The organism is Lactobacillus sp. UMNPBX12 (assembly GCF_002553955.1).
GTDB classification, from domain to species: Bacteria; Bacillota; Bacilli; order Lactobacillales; family Lactobacillaceae; genus Lactobacillus; species Lactobacillus crispatus.
In genome coordinates, this window is record NZ_PCYY01000012.1 from 54,235 (window position 1) to 60,306 (window position 6,072).

Annotated in this window: 4 protein-coding genes, 4 tRNA genes and 1 pseudogene; 8 read left to right on the forward strand and 1 reads right to left on the reverse strand. The window is 38.8% G+C overall.

Annotated features, from left to right (window positions below):
• Nucleotides 1-14: 14 nt before the first annotated feature.
• Nucleotides 15-1,388 (reverse strand): Na+/H+ antiporter NhaC, encoded by a 1,374-nt coding sequence (gene nhaC / locus CP363_RS06325; RefSeq protein WP_005725243.1) that lies wholly within the window; start codon nt 1,386-1,388, stop codon nt 15-17.
• A 400-nt stretch (nt 1,389-1,788) separates the two neighbouring features.
• Here nhaC and CP363_RS06330 point away from each other — a divergent pair.
• From CP363_RS06330 to CP363_RS06365, 8 genes and pseudogenes are all read left to right on the forward strand, one after another.
• Nucleotides 1,789-2,824, forward strand: a pseudogene (locus CP363_RS06330) (serine hydrolase domain-containing protein).
• A gap of 83 nt (nt 2,825-2,907) precedes the next feature.
• A complete protein-coding gene (gene rlmD, locus CP363_RS06335; protein ID WP_089146971.1) occupies nt 2,908-4,257 on the forward strand; it encodes a 23S rRNA (uracil(1939)-C(5))-methyltransferase RlmD in 1,350 nt (449 codons plus the stop codon).
• A gap of 2 nt (nt 4,258-4,259) precedes the next feature.
• Nucleotides 4,260-4,760: a GNAT family N-acetyltransferase gene (locus CP363_RS06340; RefSeq protein ID WP_005720949.1), complete on the forward strand. Its 501-nt coding sequence runs from the start codon at nt 4,260-4,262 to the stop codon at nt 4,758-4,760.
• 90 nt (nt 4,761-4,850) lie between these two features.
• Nucleotides 4,851-4,937, forward strand: a tRNA-Ser gene (locus tag CP363_RS06345).
• 7 nt (nt 4,938-4,944) lie between these two features.
• A tRNA-Asp gene (locus tag CP363_RS06350) sits at nt 4,945-5,018 on the forward strand.
• Between the two features lie 6 nt (nt 5,019-5,024).
• A tRNA-His gene (locus CP363_RS06355) sits at nt 5,025-5,100 on the forward strand.
• Nucleotides 5,101-5,104: 4 nt separating this feature from the next.
• Nucleotides 5,105-5,177, forward strand: a tRNA-Val gene (locus tag CP363_RS06360).
• Nucleotides 5,178-5,247: 70 nt separating this feature from the next.
• Entirely contained in the window at nt 5,248-6,045 is a 798-nt protein-coding gene (locus tag CP363_RS06365) for an MFS transporter (protein ID WP_098036016.1), read from the forward strand.
• Nucleotides 6,046-6,072: the final 27 nt, after the last annotated feature.

Below are 6,072 nucleotides of genomic sequence, written 5' to 3' on the forward strand. Positions count from 1 at the left end.
GATATGATTATTTTCTACTTTTCTTTAGCCCACTTCAAGCCGATTCCGGTGATTCCGCTCAAAATAGAGAAGATTGGTGAAAGAAGACTGAAGAAGACGAATGGTAAGAAATGTAAAACTGGCACACCTAAAGTTGAAGCGGCGAATGAACCGGCAACACCCCAGGGAATTAAGTAGTTAATTACGCTACCGCCGTCTTCAAGTACGCGGCTAAGGGCTAATGGTGAAAGCTTAATTTTATCAAAAGCCGGCTTAAATGCACGACCAGGTAAGATAACTGATAGGTATTGTTCACCAACAAAAAGGTTGATACAGATACCAGATAAAATGGTGACCGTAATTAAACGACCAGGCTTGGTTAAATGTTTAACGAGTGGTTCCATTGCACTTTGAACAATGTTGAACTTCATGAGCATCCCACCCAAAGATAAGGTAGAAATGATCAAAGCTACTGTAGCCATCATGTTGGAAATACCACCACGGGTTAATAAGGCATTAACAGAAGCATCACTAGTTTTAGCCACAAAGCCGTTCATAACTAAATTGTTAAGCGATTGAATAGATTCGTGGGGACTTTGAATAAAAATCATGATTACAGTAATCGCAATGTTTAAAAAGAGCGTAGGGATTGCGGAAATTTTGCGCCAAGCACAAAAGATCATCAAGATAATTGGGACAATTGCCCACCAGCTGATACTGAAGTTAGTTTGTAAAATATGTGAAGTACGTTCAATCTTAGTTGGATCCATGTTGCCACTGTTGCCTAAGATCCAGAATAAAATTAATGAAACTACAAAAGCAGGAATGGTTGACCACATCATATTTTTAATGTGGGCGAATAATTCACTTTCGGCAACTGCTGAAGAAAGGTTGGTTGAATCGGATAAAGGAGACATCTTATCGCCAAAAACAGCTCCAGAGATAATTGCCCCAGCAACTAAGGCAGGATTAAGGTTCATACTAGTTCCGATCCCAAAAAGCGCAATCCCAACAGTTGAGATTGTGGTAAAACCACTACCGATTGCCATCCCAATAATTGAACAAACAATAAAAACAGATGGAACGAAGAAACTACCACTGATTAAGTGGAAACCCAGGACCATGATGGAAGGGATGATTCCCGCTTTAATCCAGATCCCGATCAAAGCGCCGATTAAAATAAAGATAAAAATCGGAATAATGGCTACACTAATTCCTTCTTTGATGCCATCTTGAACATCTTGCCAGGAAAAGCCACGCAGTCTAGCCCAAAAGGTAAGTAAAAGGACAATGAATAAAACTGGCACTTCTGGAGAAAGGGCAAGCTTGATAACTGCCAATCCCAGAATAGTGAGGAGTGCAATTAAGATAATAATTGATTCAGTAAAGGAAACTTTCTTTTTCTTCATTTTTATATTCCTCCAAATAAAAAATCCCGTTGACTTATTAGTCAACGGGACGACAATAGCCGTGGTACCACCCACTCTTTCAAGCATAAGAACTTGAATCTCTATCAGATGGTAACGGTTCTGAATTTTTCCGAACAACATTATAACGACGTATTTCGTCAAACTTTGCCTGTCTGGTTTGCAGCTACCACCAGTTCTCTGAACGCTGAGCAAAGTTGCTACTTTTCGTTTCTTGTTGAGCAATATGGTAGCAAGATTAAAAAAGTATGTCAATAGATTTAAGTAAAATATTTTTAGATGCAAAAATTAACCAAATAGTTGAGTCTTCCTAGATACTAGATTTACAATTGAGGAAATATAGTTATTACATTGCTTGGGATAGTAATTAAGAGGAATCTTTATGCATAAAAAACGAGCTTTATCCATCTTTTTGGCACTTTGTGCCTTTGCAATATTTTTATTCATTGTGCAGCCAGGGGGATAAGCTGGATAATGGCATTAAGAATCAGAAAGAACAGCTGCATGATTATATGAAGTTTCATCATATCAACGGTGTAATGTTAATTAATGATAAAAAGGGGCAACCGATTGTTGTCCAAAATAAGGAGACCACTGATTCAAGCCAAATAGTTAACGCTAATCAATTGTTTCCGATTGCTTCGCTACAAAAAATTATGACAGGAACTGCAATTTATCAGCTGCAACAAGAAAAGTTATTAGGTTGGAATACCTCTTTATCTAACTATTATCCTCAAGTTTCAGGTAGTAAAGATATTACAATTCGTGAGCTGATGAATCATACTAGTGGCTTGGTTAACAATGCTCGACCATCTTCTCCGCTTAAAAATCAGAAAGAGCAAATAGCTTATATGCTTAATCACATGGAGAATGATCATCTTCATACTTGGGATTACCAAGATGTTGATTATGAATTGCTAGCAGCTATTATTAGCAAGCAGACTAATTTAAGTTATAATGCTTATATTCAGACCGATTTTGCTAAGCCACTTAAGCTCCAGAAAGTTAAGGATTTTTCTGAGGTTAACCAAAACGAGATCCCTCAGCCAATGAGTAAAAATGTTGACTGGCACCAAGTGACAGTGACGACGTCGTCGGACTTTGGAGCAGGGAACTTATTCATGTCACCAATTGATTATTGGAAGTTTGTATATAACGATGTGCTGAAAAATCCTAAAATGGTAAACGAGTATTACCACCAAGCCCAGCATCAGACGGTAGCTTATTTTGGTGGAGTGTATTTTAATGGTGACATCATTCGCGCTAATGGCAGTATCCCTGGTTATAATTGCTGCTTTGTTGCGAATTACAAGACCAAGCGTATGATTATGCTATTTTCTAATAATATTAATTATTTGAGGTTGAAAGTAGCGGCTAACCACATTTTGCATGCGTATATGGGTGATAGTTGGTTCTAAAAAGCAGTCGATTATTTTTTGAAGCACAAAGATTGGTCAAGTATTATAATAATAGAGAGCTATTTTTTTAAGGTTGAGTGAGTATGAAAAAGAATCAAATTATAGATTTAGAAATTACCGATCTTTCGTATGAAGCAATGGGTGTGGCCCATTACGAGGGAATGACCGTATTTGTTACTAATGCACTTCCAGGCGAAGTGGTTAGTGCAAAGATTTTAAAGGTTAAGAAGAACTTTGCTTTTGCTAAAATTGAAGAAATAAAAAAAGAAAGTCCTGATCGAGTTAAGATCAAGTTGAATCAATGGGTTCAAACGGGACTCGCTTCTTTAGCTCATATCAAGTATGATAAGCAACTTGAATTCAAGCGTAATCAAGTTGTTAACTTACTTAAGAAGGCACATTTAGATGAGATTGAAGTAGGACAAACTTTGCCTAGTCCTGAGCAAACAGGGTATCGCAACAAGGCCCAAGTTCCTGTGCGAGAATATAATGGACAGCTTGAGATTGGCTTTTTTAGACGACATTCACATGATTTAGTGCCTTTGACAAATTTCTTTACCACTGATCCGGAAATTGATCGTGTATTGGTTGCAGTGCGTGATGTGTTGCGCAAGTACAAGATTGCGCCTTATGACGAGGTAAACAATACGGGAATTATACGCTATCTTGATGTGCGTCGTAGTAAGGCTAATGGCGAGATAATGGTTATTTTGGTCAGCCGGGTTAAGGATTTCCCACAAATGATGGGTGTTGCAGCTGAGATTAGCCAGATTCCTAAGGTTTCAGGTTTAGTCTTGAACTATAATCCTAAGAAGACCAATGTGATTTTGGGTAAAAAGGATTACCTTGTTTTCGGTAATGACCAGATTACTGATCAAATTGGTGATTTAAAGTTTAGAATTTCACCTCAAAGTTTCTTCCAGATTAATTCGCTGCAAACACCGCGCTTGTATCATTTAGCGATTAAGCAAGCAGATTTAGGTTCGGATGATGTAGTAATTGATGCATATTCGGGAATTGGAACGATTGGTTTGAGTGTAGCTAAGCATGTGAAGGCCGTGCGTGGAATCGAAGTTGTCCGGGATGCGATCAAGGATGCCAAGGATAATGCCGAGCTAAATGGTATTGAAAACGCAAAGTATTACTTAGGCAAGGCTGAAGAAATAATGCCGCGTTGGGCTAAAAAGGGTATGAAGACCGATGTGGTTTTTGTTGATCCACCGAGAAAAGGGTTGACACCTGAATTTATTAATGCGACAGTTAAGACTGGACCTAAGAAGGTCGTTTATATTTCGTGCAATCCTGCAACAATGATTCGCGACTTGCTTTTGTTCCAAGAACAAGGTTATGAATTTAAGCGAATCGATCCTGTTGATATGTTCCCACAAACGCCACATGTAGAGGCTGTGACTGTTTTGACAAAGAAGAAGTAAATATGATTATTAAACCATTAATTAGTGAAGACGAAGCAAAACAAACAAGTAAGCTTTTCCAAACAACTTGGCAAGAGACGTATAAAGGCGTGCTACCAGATGTATTTTTGGATAATATTCCGGCTACTGCTTGGGTAAAACGACTCAATGAGAGTGGTCGTCATAATTTAGTTTTTAAAGACGATAATAACGAGGTTCAAGCAGCCGTTAGCTATGGTCGTCCACGTGACACTAGAATGCTTGGCTGCGGTGAGTTGATGGCATTATATGTTAAACCTGATTTTCAAGGCTACAATGTAGGTAAGACCTTGCTAAATGCCGCAGAAAATGAACTGAAGAAGATGGGCTATGGCAAGATTTACTTGTGGTGTCTGGCTGAAGATAAAGATGCACAAGAATTCTTTAAGCACTTTGGCTGGCGTAATATTGCTACCCAACGTTTTATTGAAATTGCTGGCAAAGAATATAAGTATTTGCTGTTCCAGAAAAATTTACATAGTTAATGAAGCCGAAAGGCTTTATTTTTTTGCTTTTTTTTAAAAAAGGTCTTGCGTTATCTTCTCACTTTGGTATACTAGTATCTGTTCGGCTATGGAGGATTACCCAAGTGGCTTAAGGGGACGGTTTTGAAAACCGTTAGGCGGTTATGCCGCGCGTGGGTTCAAATCCCACATCCTCCTCTAGTTTGGTCCATTGGAGCAGTGGTTTATCTCGCCTCCCTGTCACGGAGGAGATCATGGGTTCAAATCCCATATGGACCGTTGATGGCGGAATTGGTGAAGGGGTTAACACACTGGTTTGTGGATCCAGCATGCGTGGGTTCGATTCCCACATTCCGCCCCATAATGGAGGATTAGCTCAGCTGGGAGAGCATCTGCCTTACAAGCAGGAGGTCACAGGTTCGAGCCCTGTATCCTCCATATTTTTTTACTCAAAAGCGTTAGAAATTTTTGTCTAACGCTTTTTACATACCATAGAAAGAAGTTAAGCATGAATAAAAAACAGATTACAATGGTGACGGCAGCCTTGATGCTTGGCAACGTGATGTCGGGGCTAGACGGAACTATTATTAATACCGCTATTCCAGCCATCGTCGCGGCCTTGCACGGAATTCAATTCATGGGTTGGATTGTGGCAATTTTCTTATTAGGAATGTCGATTTCGATTCCGATTTGGACTAAGATCGGAGAGAAAATCACTAATAAACGAACCTTTGAGCTTTCATTGCTACTCTTTGTTTTGGGATCAGCTCTACAAGGGATAGCGCCAAATATTATTTTCTTTCTGTGCTCTCGCTTTATCATGGGAATCGGTGCAGGTGGTATGGGTTCTTTACCTTATATCATTGCTGGTTATGTGTTTAAAAATATTAAAACGAGAACCAAAGTATTAGGCTATTTAACTGCCAGCTGGAATGGGGCTGCGATCTTAGGGCCACTTGTTGGTGGTTGGTTAATTGATGCTTTCTCTTGGCACTGGGTCTTCTATATCAATATTCCAATTGGCTTAATCGCATTTTTGATTTGTTTAATTTACTACAAACCGGTTACTCCAAAAAAGACACCGGTTTTCGATATCCCTGGTGCTACTTTATTAGTAATCGGACTGCTTTTATTCTTGATGGGCGTGCAACTAGTTGGTTTAACCGCTAGCTGGATCATAATTGGATTGATTATAATTAGTTTAGTCTTCATCGTCTTTTTCTTTATTCGCGAAGGTCATGCAGACAATCCAATTATTCCAATTTCTTTATTTAAAAAGGTTCAGTATAAATTCTTGTGTAAATAGAAATTAGATAACAAAAAAAGAAGGGTT